Here is a 21,246-nt window from a genome sequence, read left to right as displayed (position 1 = left end):
GGTATGAGTGGTTGTTTTTAGCTAGTTATGAATTAGTGCCGCATATAAAATCCGGCCAAGGGATTGAGCTGGGCATTGAGCCAGCTGTAGCGCTCGCGCTTGTCGAACTCCCATTTTTCGGGATGGGCTTGGGCGACACGGCGCAGGGATTCAGCACCGGACAGCACATGGCTGGCCGCGGCCTGCATGGCGCTGGGGCCATCGCGCAGGGCCAGTGCCTGGGTCAGTGCCTGATGCTCATGCCAGGACTGTTCCATGCGATTTTCCTGATCCAGATGACGATGACGATAGGGGTTGGTCAAACGGCGCAGATGTTCAATCTGCTGCACCATGAAGGAGTTGCCGGCAATGCTGTGAACCAGGGCATGTAGTTCGGCGTTATAGGCGGCGTAATCGCCCAGACTTTTGTCCTGCAAGGCCTTGGCGCCCCGCTTTTGCAAACGCTCCAGCTCACGAATCTGGGCATTGCTGATCCGGTAGGCGGCCAGTTGGGTACAGGCACCTTCGAGCAAAGCCAGGGTTTCCAGCATTTCTTCCAGTTCCTCAATGGTGTGCTGGGTGACAAAAATACCGGCACGCGGGGCGATGCGCACTTGACCGGTGGCGGCCAGTTGCAGCAAGGCCTCACGCACCGGCGTGCGTGACACCCGAAAGAAGGTGCAGAGCAAGGACTCGTCAATGGCGCTGCCCGGCGGCAGATCACCGCTGGCAATGCGGTGCTCCAGTTCGATTCGTACCCGGTCGGTATTGCTGAGCGTCATGGCTGTCTCCCACGCCTGGTGCTGTTTTTTAGGCTTAAATCATTCTAGGTAGAGCTTTTTGATATATCAATTAAGGCTTATCCGAGGGTAAAGAAGCGGGCGGCCCGTTTTGATTCGGCCGTTTTTCGCGGATAATCAATTTTTTCTGTCCGAGTCCCCCTGCCTGATGAGCAATGAACGTAAACCCCTGGATGCCCTGGCCAGTGGTGCCATGCTGGTCCTGTGTCTGATCTGGAGTTTTCAGCAGATTCTGCTCAAGGCTACGGCCAATGACATGGCGCCTGTCTTTCAGATTGGCCTGCGCTCGGGCGTGGCCTGCGTGCTGGTGGCCCTGCTGGTTCTGGTGCGCACGCACAAATTGGCTTTTACTGAAGGGGCCTGGAAACCGGGACTGATGGCCGGCCTGTTGTTTGCGCTGGAGTATTTGCTGCTGGGCGAGAGCTTGCGTTTTACTTCGGCCGCGCATGTGGTGGTGTTTCTGTACACGGCACCGGTGTTTGCAGCCCTGGGCCTGCACCTGCTTTTGCCCTCTGAGCGGCTGGCGCGCCTGCAATGGGTGGGGATCGGGCTGGCGGTGGCGGGTATTGCGATTACTTTTCTGGGGCCGGGCAGCCCCGACGGCGCCGATGTGGGGCGCATGCTGATAGGCGATTTGATGGCCTTGGCGGCGGGGGCCTTATGGGGCTTTACCACCGTGCTGATCCGTAGCACGCGCCTGTCTGCCGTCCCGCCTTCGGAAGCCTTGCTCTATCAGCTGTTCAGCGCTTTTGTCATTCTGATGGTAGCTGCTGCCGTGACCGGACAAACCGAGATTCAATGGTCAGGCTTGCTGGTCGCCAGCCTGGTGTTTCAGTCCGTCGTGGTGGCGTTCTTGAGCTTTCTGGTCTGGTTCTGGTTGCTGCGTAACTATCAGGCGTCGCGTCTGGGGGTCTTTTCCTTCGCCACCCCTTTGTTCGGTGTTCTGTTCGGGGCGTTTTTGCTGGGTGAAGCGATCGAACCCCGCTTTGTCACTGGAGCCTTGCTGGTGCTGATGGGCATTACGCTGGTCAGTGCGTATGGCTGGATCATGCAGTTGCGCCAACGCGTCCGTTGACCATGAGTGCTTACTTTTTACAGGCAGCAGGACTATGAAAACGGGTGTTCAATCCGCGCCCATCCCCGTCACACTGTTGACCGGTTTTCTGGGCAGCGGGAAAACGACTCTGATCAATCGTGCTTTGCAAGAAGCACAGATGGCCGACACCCTGGTCATCATCAATGAGTTTGGGCAGACGGCGCTGGACCATCATCTGGTGGCGCACAGCCAGGAAAACGTGATCGAGGCCATGGGCAGCGGTTGCCTGTGCTGCACCATACGGCGTGATCTGGTGCAGACCTTGCGCGACATTACCTGGCGTTTTTCGCGGGCAGGTCAGCGGCAGTTTCGACGGGTGCTGATTGAGACGACCGGGCTGGCCAATCCCGCACCCATCTTGCACACCTTGTTAAGTGATCCACAATTGGCGGGCAAGTACAGCCTGGCGGGTGTGGCGACGGTGGTGGATTTGGAGCATGGACTGGAAACGCTGGCGCGCCATGCCGAGGCACAGCGACAGGTGGCCGTGGCCGACCTGCTGCTGTTTAGCAAGCGTGACCGGGTGGATGCAGGGACTGAAACGGCGCTGCGTGAATATGTACGTGGCTTGAATCCTTTGGCGCAACAGCAGATCCTGAGGGCCGGGCAGCCTGTTGCGCCCAGCCTGTTAGGCTTGGGCGAGCAAGTCGGACAAGGACGGGCCTGGAGCCTGGAGGCTTTTGAGGTGCTGGGGCAAGATACTGGCGATCACGATCACGATCACGATCACGATCACGATCACGATCACGATCACGATCACGATCACGATCACGATCACGATCATGTGCATAGCCATAGCCATAGCCATAGCCATAGCCATAGCCATGGCCACGGCACGGGCACCCTGGCTGGCAACAGCAACAGTTCTGAGTCTGCTCACCCGCAGGGAGAGCGTCCAGGAACGTCGGCGGTCAGTATGCCGGATACCTCCCGCCATGGAGACTCCATCTATTCGTTAAGCGCTCTGTTCCCCCAGCCTTTGCCTGCCGACACGCTGCAATCCTGGCTGTCGAATCTGTGCCAATGGGCGGGCCCTCGTCTCCTCCGCCTGAAGGCGGTTCTGCCCGTACAAGGCATGGACCAGCCACAGGTGATTCATGCCGTGCAGCATCAGTCCTACCCTTGGCAGACCGTGCCTCACTGGCCTTGGCCGGATCAGCAAGGGCGCATGGTATTGATCACGCAGGATCTGGATTTTCAGGAGCTTTGGGCGCGATTGCAGGAACTGGATGCTGCGGTTCGAAAGACGGATTAAGACTCGATGAGTCCGAGCCTCTCTTGGCCGGATGTCCTTTAGTCGTTAAGTCCGAGCCTTTCTTGATCGGCGTTTCTTGAATCGCCAGGAGCCTGAGGGCGCATTGCCTCTTTCTCATCCGAACAGGCTATCCACCGCTATGATAGACCGTTCCTCAAGCCGAAAAAAAGGACGCCTAAGCGTCCTTTTCAAAAGCCTTTGGGCTAAGCGATTTTATTGGGGCTCCACGCCCACTTTCTTGAACAACTCAGCCCATTGGGGCACTTGTTGCTCTACCTTGGCTTGCAGGGCTGCCGGGTTGGCCTCGTTTTGCATGACGGTGGCACCCAGGGTGGCCATGCGCTTTTTGAAATCCTCGTCGGCCAGACCTGCCTGCAGGGCCTTTACCAAGGTGTCGACTACAGGCTGGGGCGTGTCTTTGGGAGCCCACATGCCGTGCCAGATGCCGACTTCAAAGTCTTTGAAGCCTGACTCCTGCATGGTGGGGACATCGGGGAATGTGGGGACCCGCTCACGGCTGGTGACGGCATATACCTTGACCTTGCCTGACTTGATTTGCTGAGTGGTGTTGGTGGTCTGGTCACACATGATGTCCACCTGCTTGCCCATCAGGTCCGCAATGGCGGGGGCCGTGCCTTTGTAGGGCACGGTCAGCAGATCGATACCCAGTGCTTCGGTGAACATGGTGCCGCACAGGTGGCTGGCTGCGCCAATTCCGGCATTGGCCAGGGAGACCTTGTCCTGGTTGTCCTTCAGGTACTGCACCAGTTCCTGGATGTTATTGGGGGGGAAGTCCTCACGGGCAATGATGGTCATGGGTACGTCCACCACAAGACCAATGGGAGACATGCCGTTGATGGCGTCATAGCCGGGCTTTTTGTAAAGCGACGGTGCGGTGGAAAAGCCGATGTGCATCAGCAGGATGTTGTAGCCATCTGGCTTGGCACGGGCAACCTGAGCCGTACCGATGGAGCCGCCCGCCCCGCCCTTGTTCTCGACCACAATGGTCTGGCCCAGTACGGGTCGCATGGACTCGGCCAAGGCGCGGGCCACGTTGTCGGTCGGGCCGCCTGCGGCAAACGGCACCACCATATTGATGGGGTGGTCCGGATAGTCCGCCGCCTGTGCGACGGCCGAGCAGGCCAACGCCGCGCCTAGACTGACCAACAGCTTGTTTAATGCAACAGCCATAATGCCTCCTGGATAAGGATTGCTTATTCTTGTGGGCGATACTTGGATACGTTCGCGAGTTGCTGCCAAACGTTAAGGAGCGGGTTTTATTCTACTGAGGGTCGCCGCGTTTCTTTTTAAGGTCTAACCCTAGGAAAGCGCTGAAATGGACTAGGGGAATATACGGGGGCAGCAGACGCGGCAAGCCGTTCTTAAGGGGGAACGGCTTGCCGGGGGGGCCTGTCAGGAGGCCGGTTTGTGCAGAACAGGCGTCAGGTAGGCAATGATGGAGACCGCCGTTGCGGCAAGGGCGATCAGGCTGCAAAAGATCATCAAGCCCTGGTCCAGGCCCAGGTGATCGGCCAGCCAGCCCAGTCCCAGAATGGGCAGGATGGCGCCCAGATAGCCGGTAATCAGGTAAGTGGAGGTCAGACCGGCACGCTGGTGAGGGGGCGAGACGCGCTGCACGATGGACATGCCTCCGTACATGCACAGGCCGTGACCAAAGGCGGTCAGCAGCACGCACAAAATGAACAGCAGCGAGGAGCTGGCCCACAGGTTAATCAGCAGGGCGATACATGCCAGGGTGAAGGACAGCAGGCCCACAATGACGCTGCGTTTGGCGGGCCAGCGGCGGATCAGCAACTGAAAGCCTGAGGACAGAAACAGGATGATCCCGATAGACAGACCGCTGGTGGCCGGGCCATGCCAAGGCACCATTTGTTCCATGAAGCTGGGTGCCAGGGAAGCAAACAGGCTGAACATGGCAAAGGCGCAGCAGGCCGACAAACAGCCAATCAGATAGGGACGACGCAAATGAGTGGCGGGCAGTGTCAGGCGCGGCATCCAGGTGCGCCAGCTGCTTTTTTCCTGCACAACGGGCTGCTTGCTGGCAAGGGGTTTGATCTGGAACAGCGCATAGATGGCCAGGATGCCCAGCACCATGGAGGGAAGATAGCTTGAGAACAGCGGATTGGGTATCCATTGTGCAATCAGGCCGCCCACAACCGGGCCCAGACCAAAACCAAAAGCCAGCATCAGCGAGGTGGTGGCGGCGGCGCGTTGTACATCCCCACCCCGGTTAAATTGCCCCAGGCCGATGGAGGCCGAGGTCACAATCATGCTCGATGCCATCCCGATCATGATGCGGCTGAACAGGAAACTGCCCACGTCCCAGGCAAAGGCAGACAAGGTCACACCGCTGGTGACCAGAATCAGCCCGGTGCGCAGCACCGGCATAAAGCCTTTCAGGTCGCTCAGACGGCCCAGAAACAGCAGGCCTGTCAGACCGGCGGCCATATAAGCCACGTACAACTGGGTGATGTGGCTGGCATTCAGGTCCCACCGGTCCTGATACAGCGGGTAAAGCGGACTGGCCAGAGCGGTGCCCATCACGCCGATACACATGGCGATACTGATCCACACATAGGGGTCCCATTGGCGTTTCTTGCGGGCGGGGCGCGCGGCCAGGGAAGGGTCAGCCGGTGCCGCGGCGGGGTTCAGCATCGGCTCGATCCGGGCTTTCTGCAGAGTCTGGGCCGCAGCACTGGCGTGAAAGTCCCGGCAGCTTTGGCTGTCTTGCCAGCTTTCATACAACACCCATTGTCCCGGCGGCTGGTCCTTGCGTACGACATCAAAGCGCAGGCAGGCCGCCTTGGCCCGTGCCTGTTGAGACAGCGAGTCCGTATAGGCGTCCTGCGCCTGAGGGTCCAGCTCGGTGAAATGGTAGTGTGTCGTGCGAAAGTACGTGTCGCCCATGCAGCGTAATCCTTGCCAGCGAAATCATTCGGGACCATCAAGGATACTCTTTCAGGCCTGCGCTGACATGGCTATTCGCTGACACTAGGCTGGCTGGCGTAAATCCAGATGTATATCGGCCACATGCAACACTTCGGCCTCATGATCCGGGTCGCGCCAGCTGTCCTCACAGGCCATCTGGTGCCAGTGCTGCATGGCTGGCAGGGCGAGCAGGCTGTCCGCATAGCGTTGGCAGGCGGGGTTCAGTTTCAGACCATAGGTTTGCAGACGGAACACCACAGGGGCATAAAAGGCATCGACGGCGCTGAATCGTTCGCCGCCCAGGAAAGGCCCCCCAAAGCGGTTCAGACCTTCTTGCCAGAGGGTTTGCAGGCGTTCAAGCTCGCCGTGCAGACGCATGTCCTGTCGGTGATGCTGGGCGCGCAGTGCCACGGCAAAGGGGCATAGGGTGCGCAGGGAAGAAAAGTTGGCATGCATTTCCGCACTGGCACTGCGTGCCCAGGCCCGGGCAATCGGGTCAATGGGCCAGACGCCGGGATGCTGTTCGGCCAGATACTCGACAATAGCCAGGCTGTCCCAAATGATTTGCCCGCGCGTGTGCAGCACGGGTACGTGTCCGGCAGGGGCCATTTCGTGAAAGGCCAGGGTACTGAAGGCGGGCCCGAAATTGAACCAGCGCACATCAAAGTCCATGCCCAGGTAGCTCATCAGCAGCCAGGGACGCAGTGACCAGGATGAGTAGTGGGGATTGCCCAGGACAAGGGTGTAGTGTTTGGTGGTTGGCATGGTGGCACAGTGTCGCAAAGCGGATAGTGCTTGCACTTTAGTAGGCTTTGTTCTGCTTGGGTAGTGCCAGATCCTGCCTCGTGTTTTGGTATGCTGGTTTTTTTGCGCACTTGCGGAGCAAACCATGGCTTATGACCTGGAAAAACGGCTGGTGATCGGGCTGGCCTCCAGCGCCCTGTTTGATCTGAGCCAGTCCCATCAGGTCTTTCAGGAACAGGGCGAGGCGGCCTATCGCGACTATCAGCTGGCACGCGAGCACGAACCCCTGAAACCGGGCGTGGCCTTCTCCTTTATCCGGCGTTTGCTGGCCTTGAATGACCTGTCCCCCGACGATCCCTTGGTCGAGGTGGTGCTGCTGTCTCGCAACGATCCCAATACCGGCCTGCGGGTGATGAATTCGATTCGACACCATGGTCTGGACATTACGCGAGCCGTTTTTTTGCAAGGAGGCGATCCCAGCCCGTATATCCAACCCTTGTCGATCAGCCTGTTTCTGTCCGCCAATCAGCAGGACGTGCATCGCGCGGTGCAGCAAGGGTATCCGGCTGGACAGGTCCTGAACTCCTCTTACGAGGATGCCTATGACGATCAGCCGATTCGTGTGGCCTTTGATTTTGATGGAGTGATTGCCGATGACGAGTCCGAGCGCGTCTACCAACAGCAGGGGGGCTTGCCTGCTTTTTTCGAGCATGAAATGCGTTTGGTGCAACAACCGCATAATCCCGGCCTTTTGCAGGCTTTTTTGCTGAAACTGGCGCATATTCAGGAAGTGGAGCAGCAGCATCAGCAACACCATGCCGACTATGTGCCGCGTCTGCGTATTGCCATTGTGACGGCACGCAACGCACCCGCTCACGAGCGTGTGATCAACACCATACGCAGCTGGGGCATCGAGGTGAATGAGGCTTTCTTTCTGGGCGGCATTGAAAAGCGGCGGGTGCTGGAGGTCTTGCAGCCTCATATTTTCTTTGATGACCAGACTACCCACCTGATTCCTACTGCGCAGACTCTTCCCTCCGTGCACATCCCGTTCGGGTTTGTTAATCACCCAGCGGCCAGCGGGGTGGAGCAGGAAAAAGAGTGAAAACAGCTTAAACCACGGTGGACAGGGAGGCCTTAGGCCTGTGCCAGAGACCGGCTGACGGCGCGTGCAGCAGGCTGGATCAGGGTGGCCAGTGCCTCGGGGCTGATTGCCTCAAAGCGTTCCAGGCTTCCCAGCAAGGTCAGGCTGCCAAAGATACGCTTGGCATCATCGAAAATGGGTGCAGAAATCCCGCCTATGCCCGGATTGATCTGTTCTTTGGTGATGCAGTAGCCGGCGCGACGCAGCTCCTGCATATGCGCGGAAAAAGCCGGCCAGTCCTTGCCCAGGCGTTGTACATAATCCAGGTGCTGGTTTTTCTCGTACAAACGGCGAAGATGACGGGTAGGCAGGTACGCGGTGATGATGCGCGCCGTGGAGCTGCGGAACATGTCCATCGTGCGGCCTCGCCCAAACAGCAGCTCGAAGCGCTCGGGCCCTGTTTCCTGGTGGGTGGTCAGAATGCGTTCGCCATATTGCTGGCCAATCAGGACATCCAGCCCGGTTTGCTCAACCAGAGATCGCAACAGAGGGCGACAGCGGCTGACCAGCGGATCAAATTCGCGGATCAGCAAATCCATTTCAATAAACCGTGGCCCAGGTGCGTAGCCTTCTGGGCTGCGAATCAACAGGCCGCTATTGCATAGCTCTTTCAGATAGCGATAGGTGGTGGCGGGAGGATAGCTCAGGCGGGTGCAGATGGTCTCCACATCCAGCACCGGCGTGTGTGCACCGTACAAGTCCAGAATTTGCAACATGCGTCTTAGACTATTCATGTGCCCTCGTCAAAATGGAGTTGTTGGTTCTCTATTCTAACCACGCGGCGGCCTGTCAGTGGGGCGCAACATCGGGCAAGTCCCCCTTCTACTGGTTTATACCTAAACCATCACATTATTCGGAAATTTTTCTCAGACTGCGGTAATAATCTGGAGAACAAGCGGGTCTGTTATGCATTTGCTTACACATGGCCTACCCTTTTTGTGACGCTGGGCACGACACGGGCCCGGCATCGGTTTTTAGAGGCGGACATGGATCAGGCTCAGCCCAGTCAGGTGTCGTTGGAAATCAAGAATGTACTGTTCATCATGTGTGACCAGTTACGCGCGGATCACCTGTCCTGTTATGCCCCCGGCGGTGCATTAAAGACGCCCAATCTGGATCGTTTGGCGGCGATGGGGATGCGCTTTGATCGCGCCTATGTGAACTCGGCCGTCTGTGGCCCCGCACGGGCTTCGTATTACACCGGCCGCTACCCCTTGTCGCACCGGGTTACCTGGAATCGCGTTCCTCACCCTATCGATGAGCTGTATCTGGGCGATTATCTGGCCCAGTCCGGACGGGATTGCCATCTGCTGGGCAAGACCCATCATGTGCCGGACCCGGCTGGCGCCCGTGCCGGGCGCTTTCAGGTCCAGCCCGAGGGAGCCGAGCGCTTCTGGCAAGGGGGGTTTACGGCCATCGAGCGCTATGACGGTCACTTCGAGATGGGCCCCGATAGTGAGTACCGCCAGTATTTGCACAGCAAGGGCTATGACAGCGAGCGGCCCTGGGAAGATTATGTGATCGGCAGCCAGGACGCCCAGGGGCAGTTTGCCTCTGGCTGGTACATGCGCAATGCCAGCCTGCCGGCACGGGTCAAGGCCCAGGACTCTGAAACCGCCTACTTTACCCAGCGCGCCATGGATTTCATCACCGCCAAAGGTGAAGAGCCCTGGGCCTTGCACCTGTCTTTCATCAAACCGCATTGGCCGTACAAGGCGCCAGCGCCCTACCACGACCGCTTTGGCGCGCACGATGCCTGTGCGCCAGTGCGGGCCGAGCACGAGCGCCACCAGGCCCATCCGGTCCATGCCGCCTATCAGCAGCATGAAGAGTCCCGGTCTTTCGCTCAGGACGAGGTCTGGCGCACGATCAAGCCCGTGTATATGGGCCTGGTCCAGCAGATCGACGATGAGGTCGGCCGTTTGCTGGACCAGCTCGAACAGCAGGATCGCCTGAAAGACACGCTGATTATTTTCAGCTCGGATCATGGTGATTTGCTGGGCGATCACTGGCTGGGCGAGAAAGAATATTTTTTTGAAAACGCTATTCGCGTGCCGCTGATCGTGGTTGATCCCCGGGCGTCGGCGAACGCCACACGCGGACAAGGCAGTGATGCCTTTGTGGAGTGTGTGGACGTGACGCCCACGATTCTGGATGCCTTGCAACTGCCCGCCCAGGAGCATCGCGTGGAAGGCCGCTCCCTGATTCCCCTATTACACGGTCAATCCGCTTGGGCTCGTGAGTATACCGTCGCCAGTCTGGACTACGCGTATCGGGAAGCCCGTCAGATCCTGGGCCGCGGGGTGGAGGAGTGCCGGGGGCTGATGCTGCGCGATGGTGACTATAAATACATACATTGGCAGGGCTATCGGCCCCAGCTGTTCGATTTGAAACAAGACCCTGACGAGCTGCACGACCTGGGCGCGGACCCGGCGTACGCGGCGGTTTGTCGGCGTATGAAAGAAGGCCTGCTGGACTGGCATGACACCCTGAAAGGGCGTGCCAGCGAAAGCTGGGCTGCAGTAGAAGATCGTACCAATGCGCATGAGCGCATGATGAACATCTTGATTGGACGATGGTAAATACGCTGCGGGGGGCTGCCAGTGTGGGTGGCGGGCCGCAATTAATAACGATAAGGAGTGGACAATGAAACAGCTTAAAAATACGACGCTGGCCCTGTTGCTGGCCGGAGTAGGCGCTCTGGCGCCGATGATGGCTCAGGCGGCCTGGCCGAGCACGGAGCAGGTACGTATTGTGGTCCCCTACCCGCCCGGCACCGAGCCTGACATTCTGGCCCGCGATCTGGGTGTGCATTTGAACAAGGCCACGGGCAAAGTCTTTGTGATTGAAAACCGCCCGGGCGCCAATGCCATTATTGGCACCGATAATGTGGTCAAGGCCAAAGGCGATGGTTCGGCCTTGCTGATGGTGGACAGTCTGGCGGTATCGACCAACCCTCTGCTCTACAGCAACCTGCCCTACAAATGGGAAAAAGACTTGAAGCCGGTCACCACGGTAGCAGGTGTGAACCTGTATCTGCTGGTGCGCAATGACTTTCCGGCCAAGGATTACAAGGAATTCATTGCCCAGGCCAAGAAGGCCAACGGAGATACCAATGTGGGCACAGGCGGACGTGGGCATGTCACGCACCTGGGCATGGGCCTGCTGGGCCGTGAGGAAGGCGTGAACTTCACTTACATTCCCTACAAAGGCATGGCCCCGGCGACCAATGCAATTCTGGGTGGCGAGACGGATGCCATGCTGGTCGGTGGCATTCTGGCATCCCAGCATGTGAATGGCGGTAAAGTCCGGATCCTGGCCGTCGGTGCAGACAAACGGACCGAGCTGCTGCCAAACGTGCCGACTGTCGAGGAAGCAGGCGGCCACGCCAACAGCATCCCTACCACTACGTTTGCACTGTTTGCTCCCGGCACCACGCCCGATGAGACGGTAAAGGAAATTCAGGAAAAAGTGGATGCGGCACTGAAAACTCCCGAGATGCAGGCGGCTTTCAAGAACCGTGGTCTGGCCCAGTTCTACACCACCCCAGCCCAGACGCTGGAGCGTGTGCAGAACGACTCCAAAGTTTATTCCGAGCTGATCCCTACCCTGGGCATTCAGCCTGAATAAACGGCGGGTCGGGTAGCGCCCTGTGCCGGCAAGCGGTCGGCCGGGGGCGTTGGAACCGGCAGGACTGCGTCAACAAAAAACACCACCCACACATCGCCTGAGCGGTGTGTGGGTGGTGTTTCTGAATGCTGGCCGTCTCTCTCTCCCACTCCTGGCTGGACCATCCAGATCCCCAGGCAGCAGGGTTAGAACCGATAGTGTGCGCGGTCGTGCTGCGTTTTACTGCTCGTTATAGTCGTGCTGCTCGGAAATCAGGCGTCGCAAGGTGGCCTTGAGGGCATTGACGTCCAGGGGTTGCAGGCGCTGGACGACCTCCTGCTCGTGCAGGCGGGCCTTGGCAATCAGGCCGGAGATCAGGGTCTGCCCTTCTTCGGTAATGCGCACCAGCGTGATGCGACGATCCACATCGTGGGCTACGCGGCGCAATAAACCTTGTTTTTCCAGTCGATCCAGCAAACGGGTGACAGTTGGTTGCTTGGTGGTCGCAATGCGCGCCAGGTGCCCAATACTGACCTCGCCCGCGCCGGACAGGGTGGACAGGACACGCCATTCGGAAATGGACAAACCGTTGCTCAGCACCACTTCGTGGAATTCGGCAGAGATCAGCTGGCTGGCCTGGGCCAACAGGGCGGGCAGGTAATTTTCGACAAAGACGGTGTCGTGTTCGGTGGGGCTCATGGTGCTTATTGTCATTACAGGCTAGTGGGTGCCGCGAATCTGCAGGGGCGTGGGCCCGAGCAGATGGTCAGGCCTGAAGACCCCGCGCGGCGGCAACAGGGCTCACTATAACCAAGCTGTCCGTTCGCGTGTCGCAAATAATTTGGCGTCTTTACTAGGGAAAACCATGAGAATGGATATGTTGAGATATAAACATATTCCGATGAAAATAAATACCATGTTCACAATACGCGGTAAGTAAGGAAAGAAAATGGCTGAGCGATCATTTGTCGAAGAAGTCAAAAAGCTGCGCCTGGGGGATGGAGACGTATTCAGTGGCGAAGGCATCTTGGCGGTGACCAAGGCCCTGCTGGAATCGGGCGTGTCCTATGTGGCCGGTTACCAGGGTGCGCCTATCTCGCACTTGATGGACGTGCTGGCCGATGCCCAGGACATCTTGCAAGAGAACGGAATCCGTTTTGAAAACAGCGCCAGCGAGGCGACCGCGGCGGCCACACTGGCTGCGTCGGTCAACTACCCGCTGCGTGGCGCCATCACCTTCAAGGCGACGGTAGGCACCAACGTGGCCTCTGACGCGTTGGCCAACCTGGCCTCGGGTGGGGTCAAGGGCGGTGCGCTGATCATCGTGGGCGAAGACTACGGCGAAGGCTCTTCCATCATGCAAGAGCGCAGTCACGCTTTTGCCATGAAGTCGCAAATGTGGATGCTGGACCCGCGTCCTAACCTGCCCTGTATTGTGCAAGCGGTCAAAGACGGTTTTGATTTGTCCGAAGCGTCCAACACCCCTGTCATGTTGCAGCTGCGCATTCGCGCCTGCCACGTGCATGGTCAGTTTGTGGCCTCGGACAACCGCCGCGCCAAATTCACCATTAAAGAAGCCATGGAGCAGCCCACACGCGACATCAATCGCATTGTGTTGCCGCCTGCCAGCTTCCTGCATGAAAAAGAAAAGATCGAACAGCGCTGGCCGAACGCCGTCAAGTTCATCGAAGAGCGTCAGCTCAATGAATTCTTTGCTGATGGCACCGACGATGTGGGTCTGATCGTTCAGGGCGGTGGCTACAACACCGTGATCCGCGCTTTGGAACACCTGGATCTGGCCGATGTGTTTGGCGAATCCAAAGTGCCCATGTACGTGATGAACGTGGCCTACCCGCTGATCGAGTCCGAAATCGTCCGTTTCTGCGAAGGCAAACGTGCGGTGCTGGTGCTGGAAGAGGGTCAGCCCAACTTTGTGGAACAGAACATTTCCGACATCGTGCGTCGCCACAATGTGGACGTCACCCTGCACGGCAAGGACCTGCTGCCACTGGCCGGTGAATACAACACCGCCACCATGCTCAAAGGCCTGCGCGCTTTCATGGAAAAATATGGCCGCGTCGAGCCTCTGGCTCCTCGCAAACCACGTGTGATCCCGATGAAAGTCGAGACGGTGGAGCGTCCAAAAGCGGAACAAGCCAGCCTGGTGGACGTGGAAGCCGCCGAAGTCAAACCGTTGGGCAGCCTGGACGAAAACGTTCATGCCCGTCCTCCCGGGTTTTGTACTGGCTGTCCCGAGCGTCCTATCTTTACCGCGTTGAAACTGGTGGAGCGCGAACTGGGCGAACACCACGTCTCTGCCGACATTGGCTGTCACCTGTTCTCCATTTTGCCGCCCTTCAATCTGGGTAACACCACCATGGGCTACGGTCTGGGCGGCGCCGGTTCGGCAGCCTTGAACGTGGAGTCCGACAAGCGCGCCATCTCGGTCATGGGTGACGGCGGTTTCTGGCACAACGGTCTGACCAGTGGTATTGCCAATGCGGTATTTAACCGCAGTGACAACCTGACCATTGTGATCGACAACAGCTACACCGCCGCCACGGGCGGTCAGGACATCCTGTCCTCCAAGGCCAAGAACGAAACGCGCAGTACCGGTCACCTGATCGAGAAAGCCGCGCGTGGCGTGGGTGTGGAATGGCTGCGCATGATCCGTCGCACCTACGATCTGAAGACCATGACGGCCACTTTGCGTGAGGCCCTGACGACCAAGGAAAAAGGTCCCAAGGTGCTGGTGGCGCAAAGCGAATGTATGTTGAACCGTCAGCGTCGCGAAAAAGGCCAGGTCCGCAAGGCAGTGGCGGCAGGTGAGCGCGTGGTGCGCGAGCGCTTTGGCGTGGACCCGGACACCTGTACCGGCGATCACTCCTGCATCCGTCTGTCCGGTTGTCCGTCGCTGTCGATTCGCCCCAACCCGGACGCTCTGCGTCAGGACCCGGTGGCCAATGTGATGAACAGCTGTGTGGGTTGCGGTCTGTGTGGTGAGGTTTCCCACGCGGCGATTCTGTGCCCCTCGTTCTACCGGGCTCAAGTCGTCAGCAACCCGACTGGCTGGGACAAGTTCCGCGAAAAAACCCGCCGTGGCTTTATTGGCTGGTTGCAGCGTCGTGACGCTGCCCGTCGTGATCGTCTGGCCTTCTAAGCACACCCGTAGAGATTCTTATCATGCAGATCAAACCAATCAAGATTGCTATTTTGGCCATGGGTGGCGAAGGCGGCGGCGTGCTGGCCGACTGGATCGTCAACCTGGGCGAACAAAACGGCTACTTTGCACAAACCACCTCGGTGCCGGGCGTGGCCCAGCGTACCGGTGCCACGATTTATTATGTGGAGCTGTTTCCGCACTCGGCCGCACCTGATGGCAAGAGGCCGGTGCTGGCCTTGATGCCCATGCCCGGCGATGTGGACGTGGTCCTGGCATCCGAGCTGATGGAAGCGGGTCGCGCCGTGCAGCGCGGCCTGGTCACCGAAGACCGCACCACATTGATTGCCTCTACGCACCGTGTCTACTCCATTGCCGAAAAATCGGCCATGGGCGATGGCCGGGTGGATGACAATGCGCTGATTGCGCACGCCACGCAGGCTGCCAAGCGTTTTGTGTATTTCAATATGGAAAAAGCGGCCGAGGACTCGGGCAGCGTGATTTCCGCCGTGCTGTTTGGTGCCTTGGCCAGTACGGGTGTGCTGCCCTTTAGCCGCACCCAGTTCGAGCAGACAATTGAGCGCGGTGGCGTGGGCGTCAAGCCCAGCCTGAAGGCTTTTGGCGCTGCTTACGCTCGTGTGGCCGAAGGTGATGCCGGCAAGGCCGAGTCGGATAACAAACCGGTTGATATGGCAACGCTGGCTCCGCGTGACCCAGCTGTTGCCAAGCTGATTGACCGTGTTCGTGCCGAAGTGCCTGAGCAGGCCCAGCCCATCGTGGTGGAAGGGGTGCGCCGTGTTCTGGATTTCCAGGATGTGGATTACGCCAATTTGTACCTGGACCGCCTGAAAAAGATCAGCCGCTTCGCACGTCCGGATGACGTGGCCCTGGTGCGTGAAACGGGTCGGTATCTGGCCTTGTGGATGTCTTACGAAGATGCCATTCGCGTGGCCGAGCTGAAAACCCGTGCCAGTCGTTTTGACCGCGTCCACAAGGAAGTGCGTGCTGCCGATGGCCAGATCGTGGCGATCAATGAATACATGCATCCGCGTGTGGAAGAGATCAGCGAAATCCTGCCGTTTGCCAGTGTTGGCCGCTGGCTGATGCGTCCTACCTGGGGCAACAAACTGGTGAAATCGCTGACCAAGTCCGGACGTGTCATTCAAACCAGCTCGGTGCGCGGCTTTATTCCTTTGTATCTGTTGTCGGGCTTTAAACGCTGGCGTCGTCGCACGCTGCGTTACCAGGCCGAGCAACAGCGCATTGAAAGCTGGTTAAAGCAGATTGAGCAGGCGGCCGATGCTCACCCGGCCCTGGCTTTGGAAATTGCCCAATGTCAGCGTCTGGTCAAGGGCTACGGCGATACGCATGCTCGCGGGCTGCGCAACTACCAGACCGTGATGTCGGCACTGGAGCGCAACCCCAGCACCTTGTCGCCAGCCATGCTGGGCGCCTTGCGCGATGCGGCCTTGGCCGACGAGCATGGCTCCAAGCTAGAGGCCACATTGCGCCAGTACGCCCTGGTGTAAAGGGTTCACCAGGCCGCTGGATAGCGGCCTTGGTGAAAACCCTTGAAGGCACGGATTTAACCCTCTAAATACTTTATTTCTAAAATATTCATAGTAGAATATAAATTCGGATTGACACGGTGACCGCGGCATGGAGAGCCAGACGTTCCGTGTCTATTTGGCCACTTGTTCACACTTGTTCAAGCACGAGTATCCCGCCTGTTGGTCAAACTGAAATTAGCCAAAGTTTGGGGGGCAAGAATATGAATCAAAGCGAAGCAGCACAGGATTTACTGGTAGAGCCAGCCGATGCTGGATTTGAAGGCCGCGTCGGTCCCAAGGACCCTGCCAGCCTGAAATTGTGGTTGCGCATGCTGACCTGCACCAAGCAGATCGAGGACGAGATCCGTCGTCGCCTGCGCCAGAATCATGGTATTTCGCTGGCCCGTTTTGATTACATGGCCCAGTTGTACCGCTACCCGCAGGGCCTGAAGATGGGCGAGTTGTCACGCTATCTGATGGTGACCGGCGGCAATATTACCGGACTGACTGACGAGCTGGCCCGAGAAGGCATGGTGTCTCGCCAGAGCAGTCCAACAGACCGACGTGCTTGGGTGTTGCGTCTCACCCCCAAGGGCAAAAGCAGTTTCGAGGCGATGGCCCAGGCCCACAGTGACTGGATTGCAGAAATGTTTGAAGGACTGGCGACAGACGAAGTTGTGCATATCCATCAGCATCTGGGCTTGCTGCGGGTGCATCTGCAAAGCACGGCCAGCTAGCATAAGGTGCATTCTGCCCGGTCTGTGAGGCCAGACAGAATGCGGATAGCGTCACAGACAGGCGCACAAAACACTTGCTAAAAAGGTGTCTACAACATGGTTTCCAAGCTGTACGAACAAGAACATCGCATCCGTTTTTCGGAATGCGATCCAGCGGGTATCGTTTTTTATCCGCAGTACTTTGTGATGTTTAACGACCTGATGGAAGCATGGATCGATTCCATGGTACCCGAGGGTTTTCACAACATGATCGCCAGCAAACGGGTAGGCATGCCCTCGGTACATATTGAAGCCGAGTTCAAGTCCATCAGCCGTATGGGTGATGATGTGGTGATGAGCCTGGGAGTGGAACGCATTGGCAACAGCTCCTTGACGTTGCTGTTGCGTTGCGTCGGCAAGGACGGCGTGCTGCGTATGCAAGTGCGCCAGACTGTGGTGACCACCTCGCTGGAGACCCACCTGGGTATTCCTATCCCTGATTTCCTGCGCAACCCCATGCAAGCGTATGTGATTGCCCAGCCAGAAAGCAGCCAGGCTTGATCTAGTTTGAAGTAGTAGCAGGCAGTATGCAGGTCAGGTATTTTTTTTGATTTAAATAGTTGACTTGTATAATATTTATTAATAAATATACTATGCTCGAAAGCATGTATTCAGACCATACGGACATATCATGAATATCGTATGTATTGGCGGAGGCCCAGCCGGCTTGTATTTCGGTTTGCTGATGAAGTTGCAAAACCCTCAGAACGAGGTTTTTGTGATCGAGCGTAACCGACCGTACGACACCTTTGGCTGGGGCGTGGTGTTCTCGGATGCCACCATGGAAAACCTGCGTGAAGCTGACCCTGTGTCCGCGCAGACCATCGGTGACGCCTTCAACCACTGGGACGACATCGAGTGCCATTTCAAAGGTAGCGCCGTGCGCTCCAGCGGTCATGGTTTCATCGGGATTGGTCGCAAAAAGCTGCTGAACATCTTGCAGGCTCGCTGCGAGGAAGTGGGCGTTAACCTGGTGTTCGAGACCGTGGTGTCGGACGACGCTGAGCTGGCCCGCAAGTACAACGCCGATATCCTGATTGCCTCTGACGGTATCAACAGCGCCATTCGTACTCGTTACCAAGACGTGTACCAGCCCGATATCGACACCCGCAACTGCCGTTTTGTCTGGCTGGGTACGGAAAAGGTGTTTGACGCCTTTAATTTCATTTTTGTGGAAACCGAGCACGGCTGGTTCCAGGCTCACGCCTACCGTTTCCAGGAAGGCCTGTCCACGTTCATCGTGGAAACGCCCGAGGAAACCTGGCAAAAAGCCGGTATTGGTGAAATGTCGCAGGAAGAGGCCATTGCCTACTGCGAGAAGCTGTTTGCCGATCACCTCGATGGCAACAAGCTCATCAGCAATGCCACGCACCTGCGCGGTTCGGCCATCTGGATTCGTTTCCCCCGCGTGATCTGCAACAAGTGGGTGCACTGGAAAGATTACGGCACCGGCAAGAAAGTGCCTGTGGTATTGATGGGCGATGCCGCTCACACCGCTCACTTCTCGATCGGTTCGGGCACCAAGCTGGCCCTGGAAGATGCCATCACGCTGGCCCAGCATATGGACCACGAGTCGATGGAAGAGGCGCTGAAAGATTACGAAGCCGCTCGTAGCGTGGACGTATTGCGCATTCAGAACGCTGCCCGCAACTCGACCGAATGGTTCGAGAACGTGGCCCGTTACGCCAATATGAAGCCCGAGCAGTTCACCTACTCCATGCTGACCCGTTCGCAGCGTATCTCGCATGAGAACATGCGGGTGCGTGATGCCGCCTGGCTGGAAAAATACGAGCGTTGGATGGCGACGGAAGCGGGCATGGAGCTGGCTGAGGGTGAAAAGGCCCCCTCGCCCATGTTCACCCCTTTCAAGCTGCGCGACATGCAGTTGAAGAACCGTATCGTGTTCTCGCCCACCCTGATGTACAGCGCCAAGGACGGCATGCCCAATGCCACGCATCACGTTCACTATGGCAGCCGTGCCATGGGTGGCGCTGGCCTGATCCTGGCTGAAATGACCGCCGTGACGCCGGAAGCTCGTGTCACCCCCGGTTGTACCGGTCTGTGGAACGACGAGCAGGCCGAGGCCTGGAAGCCTGTCGTGGCATTTGCCCACGAACAAGGCGCCAAGATCGGTGTGCAACTGGGTCATGCGGGTCGTCGTGGTTCGACGCAGCTGGGCTGGGAAAAAGCCAATCAGCCGCTGGCTGAAGGCAACTGGCCTTTGGTGTCGGCCTCCGCCCTGCCTTATCAGGCTGGTGTGACGGCTGTTCCTACCGAGATCACCCGTGCCCAGATGGACGAGATTCGTGACGCCTTTGTGGCCGCTGCCAAGCGCGCTGACCAGGCCGGTTTTGATTGCATTGAGCTGCAAGCCGCTCACGGTTACCTGTTGTCCAGCTTTATCTCGCCGCTGACCAATCAGCGTAGTGATGAGTTTGGTGGTAGTCTGGAAAATCGCATGGCTTACCCGCTGGAAGTGTTTGCGGCCATCCGCGCCGTCTGGCCAGAGAACAAGCCCATCATGGTGCGTATCTCGGCAACAGACTGGGCCGAAGGCGGCAACACGGCGGACGACGGTGTGGAAATTGCCCGCTTGTTCAAGCAAGCCGGTGCCGATCTGATCGACGTGTCCTCGGGTGAAGTGGTGCTGGAGCAGCAGCCAATTTACGGCCGCATGTACCAGACTCCATTCTCCGACCGTATCCGTAACGAAGCCGGTATCGCCACCATGGCGGTGGGCTCGATCATGGAAGCGGATCATGCCAACAGCATTATTGCCGCAGGCCGTGCTGACCTGTGCGCCTTGTCGCGCGGCTTCCTGGCCGATGCGAACTGGCCGCAACGTCAGGCTGCGGAGTTGGGCTACACCGACCTGGCCTGGCCGGTTCAGTATGAGTGGGGCAAAGACTGGTTGCAGCGTCAGATCAAGCGTGCGCCAGTCGCCCAGGATGGCCCAGCCAAGTCATAAAACACAAAAGGAGACAGCATCATGTCGGAAGAACGTTTTGACACCCATCGCGAAAGCGTGATCGGTCGTGCTGATGTTGAGGACACGCCCGAACTGGTGAAGTACTACCAGGATTTGACTCAATTTGAGGCCGGTGCCTTGTGGACCGTGGCCAACAAGATTGAGCCCTGGGAGCCCAAGTCCGAGTCCGTGCCGGTGGTGTGGCGCTACCGCGACCTGCGCGACTATGTGTTGCGCTCGGTGGATCTGGTCAGCCCTGAAAAAGCCGGTCGTCGCGTGATTTACCTGAACAACCCCGGTCGCCAGGAAGTGTCGGCGGCGGTGGGTTGGCTGTACTCCGGTTTGCAGGTCATGAAACCGGGTGAAGCGGCTTCCGCACATGCTCACTCCTCCTCGGCCCTGCGTTTTATTATGGAAGGCCGTGGCGCCTACACCATCGTGGACGGGCACAAGATGACGCTGGGTGCCAACGACTTTGTGTTGACCCCCAACGGCTGCTGGCACGAGCACGGCGTGGAAGCCGACGGCCTGCCTTGCATCTGGCAGGACGGTCTGGACATTCCCCTGGTCAATGCGTTGGAAGCCGGTTTTTACGCCGTTCACCCGGATCTGGCCCAGGCCATTACGCATCCCGTCAACGACGCGGTGGGAATCTGGGGTGGCCGTGGTTTGAAGCCCACTTTGCACGACTGGCAAAAACCCTACTCGCCGCTGCTCAAGTACGAGTGGGAGCCGACGTACGAAGCCTTGTCAGCCTACGCCAAGGTAACGGACGGCAGCCCCTTTGATGGCGTCATCATGGACTACATCAACCCGCTGACCGGCGGCCCTGTCATGTCCACCATCGGCGCCAGCATGCAGATGCTGCGCCCCGGTGAGCACACCAAGGCCCACCGTCACACGGGCAGCATCATTTATCAGTGTGCCAAGGGTGAAGGGTATTCCATCATCAATGGCAAACGCTTTGACTGGCGCGAACGCGACATTTTCTGCGTCCCTTCCTGGATGTTCCATGAGCACGTGAATGGTTCCTCGTCGCAAGACGCCTGCCTGTTCTCGTTCCACGACCTGCCTGTGATGCGTGCCCTGAATCTGTACCGCGAAGAAGCGTTGGCAGAGAACGGCGGCCACCAGGTGCTGCTGTAAGACTACTTGTTTAACTTATTTGGACGGCCTGCCAAGGCGGGCCGACCCGATTTATTCAAGCCATCTGCGC

General features: G+C 58.2%; 17 protein-coding genes. 11 read left to right on the top strand and 6 right to left on the bottom strand.

The window, feature by feature from the left end; genetic code table 11:
• Positions 1-32: 32 nt before the first annotated feature.
• The gene (locus VF694_RS13320; protein ID WP_003800716.1) at positions 33-761 is read right to left on the bottom strand and encodes a GntR family transcriptional regulator; all 729 of its coding nucleotides are present in this window, start codon (positions 759-761) and stop codon (positions 33-35) included.
• A gap of 166 nt (positions 762-927) precedes the next feature.
• Here VF694_RS13320 and VF694_RS13315 point away from each other — a divergent pair, with 166 nt between their 5' ends.
• Positions 928-1,854: a DMT family transporter gene (locus VF694_RS13315; protein ID WP_039943168.1), complete on the top strand. Its 927-nt coding sequence runs from the start codon at positions 928-930 to the stop codon at positions 1,852-1,854.
• A gap of 34 nt (positions 1,855-1,888) precedes the next feature.
• Entirely contained in the window at positions 1,889-3,130 is a 1,242-nt protein-coding gene (locus tag VF694_RS13310; protein WP_440164586.1) for a CobW family GTP-binding protein, read from the top strand.
• Positions 3,131-3,343: 213 nt separating this feature from the next.
• Here the strand turns inward: VF694_RS13310 and VF694_RS13305 are convergent, their stop codons facing one another.
• The 3 genes from VF694_RS13305 to VF694_RS13295 all read right to left on the bottom strand — a co-directional run bounded on the left by VF694_RS13305 (position 3,344) and on the right by VF694_RS13295 (position 6,844).
• Positions 3,344-4,321 carry a tripartite tricarboxylate transporter substrate binding protein BugD gene (locus VF694_RS13305; RefSeq protein ID WP_003800710.1) on the bottom strand — a complete coding sequence of 326 codons (978 nt, stop codon included), beginning with the start codon at positions 4,319-4,321 and terminating at the stop codon, positions 3,344-3,346.
• 222 nt (positions 4,322-4,543) lie between these two features.
• The gene (locus VF694_RS13300; protein ID WP_003800708.1) at positions 4,544-6,058 is read right to left on the bottom strand and encodes an MFS transporter; all 1,515 of its coding nucleotides are present in this window, start codon (positions 6,056-6,058) and stop codon (positions 4,544-4,546) included.
• Between the two features lie 84 nt (positions 6,059-6,142).
• On the bottom strand, positions 6,143-6,844 hold the full coding sequence (locus tag VF694_RS13295) for a glutathione S-transferase N-terminal domain-containing protein (RefSeq protein WP_039943130.1): 702 nt from the start codon (positions 6,842-6,844) through the stop codon (positions 6,143-6,145).
• 124 nt (positions 6,845-6,968) lie between these two features.
• Here VF694_RS13295 and VF694_RS13290 point away from each other — a divergent pair, with 124 nt between their 5' ends.
• Positions 6,969-7,928, top strand: coding sequence for a 5'-nucleotidase (locus tag VF694_RS13290; RefSeq protein WP_003800704.1), 960 nt, complete (start codon positions 6,969-6,971; stop codon positions 7,926-7,928).
• Between the two features lie 32 nt (positions 7,929-7,960).
• Here VF694_RS13290 and VF694_RS13285 read toward each other — a convergent pair whose 3' ends face one another.
• Positions 7,961-8,701: an IclR family transcriptional regulator gene (locus VF694_RS13285; RefSeq protein ID WP_039943129.1), complete on the bottom strand. Its 741-nt coding sequence runs from the start codon at positions 8,699-8,701 to the stop codon at positions 7,961-7,963.
• Between the two features lie 252 nt (positions 8,702-8,953).
• Here VF694_RS13285 and VF694_RS13280 point away from each other — a divergent pair, with 252 nt between their 5' ends.
• Both VF694_RS13280 and VF694_RS13275 read left to right on the top strand, forming a co-directional pair.
• Positions 8,954-10,549, top strand: a complete 1,596-nt coding sequence (locus VF694_RS13280) for a sulfatase-like hydrolase/transferase (RefSeq protein WP_003800699.1) — start codon at positions 8,954-8,956, stop codon at positions 10,547-10,549.
• A gap of 64 nt (positions 10,550-10,613) precedes the next feature.
• Positions 10,614-11,597: a Bug family tripartite tricarboxylate transporter substrate binding protein gene (locus tag VF694_RS13275; RefSeq protein WP_003800697.1), complete on the top strand. Its 984-nt coding sequence runs from the start codon at positions 10,614-10,616 to the stop codon at positions 11,595-11,597.
• Positions 11,598-11,816: 219 nt separating this feature from the next.
• Here the strand turns inward: VF694_RS13275 and VF694_RS13270 are convergent, their stop codons facing one another.
• Entirely contained in the window at positions 11,817-12,275 is a 459-nt protein-coding gene (locus VF694_RS13270; RefSeq protein ID WP_003800695.1) for a MarR family winged helix-turn-helix transcriptional regulator, read from the bottom strand.
• Between the two features lie 250 nt (positions 12,276-12,525).
• On the opposite strand from VF694_RS13270, the gene VF694_RS13265 reads away from it, so the two are divergent.
• From VF694_RS13265 to VF694_RS13240, 6 genes are all read left to right on the top strand, one after another.
• The gene (locus tag VF694_RS13265; RefSeq protein ID WP_003800693.1) at positions 12,526-14,736 is read left to right on the top strand and encodes an indolepyruvate ferredoxin oxidoreductase subunit alpha; all 2,211 of its coding nucleotides are present in this window, start codon (positions 12,526-12,528) and stop codon (positions 14,734-14,736) included.
• Positions 14,737-14,759: 23 nt separating this feature from the next.
• Positions 14,760-16,265 (top strand): indolepyruvate oxidoreductase subunit beta family protein, encoded by a 1,506-nt coding sequence (locus VF694_RS13260; protein WP_003800690.1) that lies wholly within the window; start codon positions 14,760-14,762, stop codon positions 16,263-16,265.
• A 242-nt stretch (positions 16,266-16,507) separates the two neighbouring features.
• Positions 16,508-17,023 (top strand): MarR family winged helix-turn-helix transcriptional regulator, encoded by a 516-nt coding sequence (locus VF694_RS13255; RefSeq protein WP_003800688.1) that lies wholly within the window; start codon positions 16,508-16,510, stop codon positions 17,021-17,023.
• A gap of 96 nt (positions 17,024-17,119) precedes the next feature.
• Positions 17,120-17,563 (top strand): acyl-CoA thioesterase, encoded by a 444-nt coding sequence (locus VF694_RS13250; protein ID WP_003800684.1) that lies wholly within the window; start codon positions 17,120-17,122, stop codon positions 17,561-17,563.
• Positions 17,564-17,693: 130 nt separating this feature from the next.
• On the top strand, positions 17,694-20,030 hold the full coding sequence (locus VF694_RS13245) for a bifunctional salicylyl-CoA 5-hydroxylase/oxidoreductase (RefSeq protein ID WP_003800683.1): 2,337 nt from the start codon (positions 17,694-17,696) through the stop codon (positions 20,028-20,030).
• A 21-nt stretch (positions 20,031-20,051) separates the two neighbouring features.
• Positions 20,052-21,176, top strand: a complete 1,125-nt coding sequence (locus VF694_RS13240) for a cupin domain-containing protein (protein WP_003800681.1) — start codon at positions 20,052-20,054, stop codon at positions 21,174-21,176.
• The last annotated feature ends 70 nt before the right edge of the window (positions 21,177-21,246 follow it).

The sequence above is a fragment of the Alcaligenes sp. Lyrl_28 genome (assembly GCF_051948705.1).
Classification (GTDB): domain Bacteria; phylum Pseudomonadota; class Gammaproteobacteria; order Burkholderiales; family Burkholderiaceae_B; genus Alcaligenes; species Alcaligenes ammonioxydans.
This window is presented reverse-complemented; position numbering and strand designations above follow the sequence as displayed.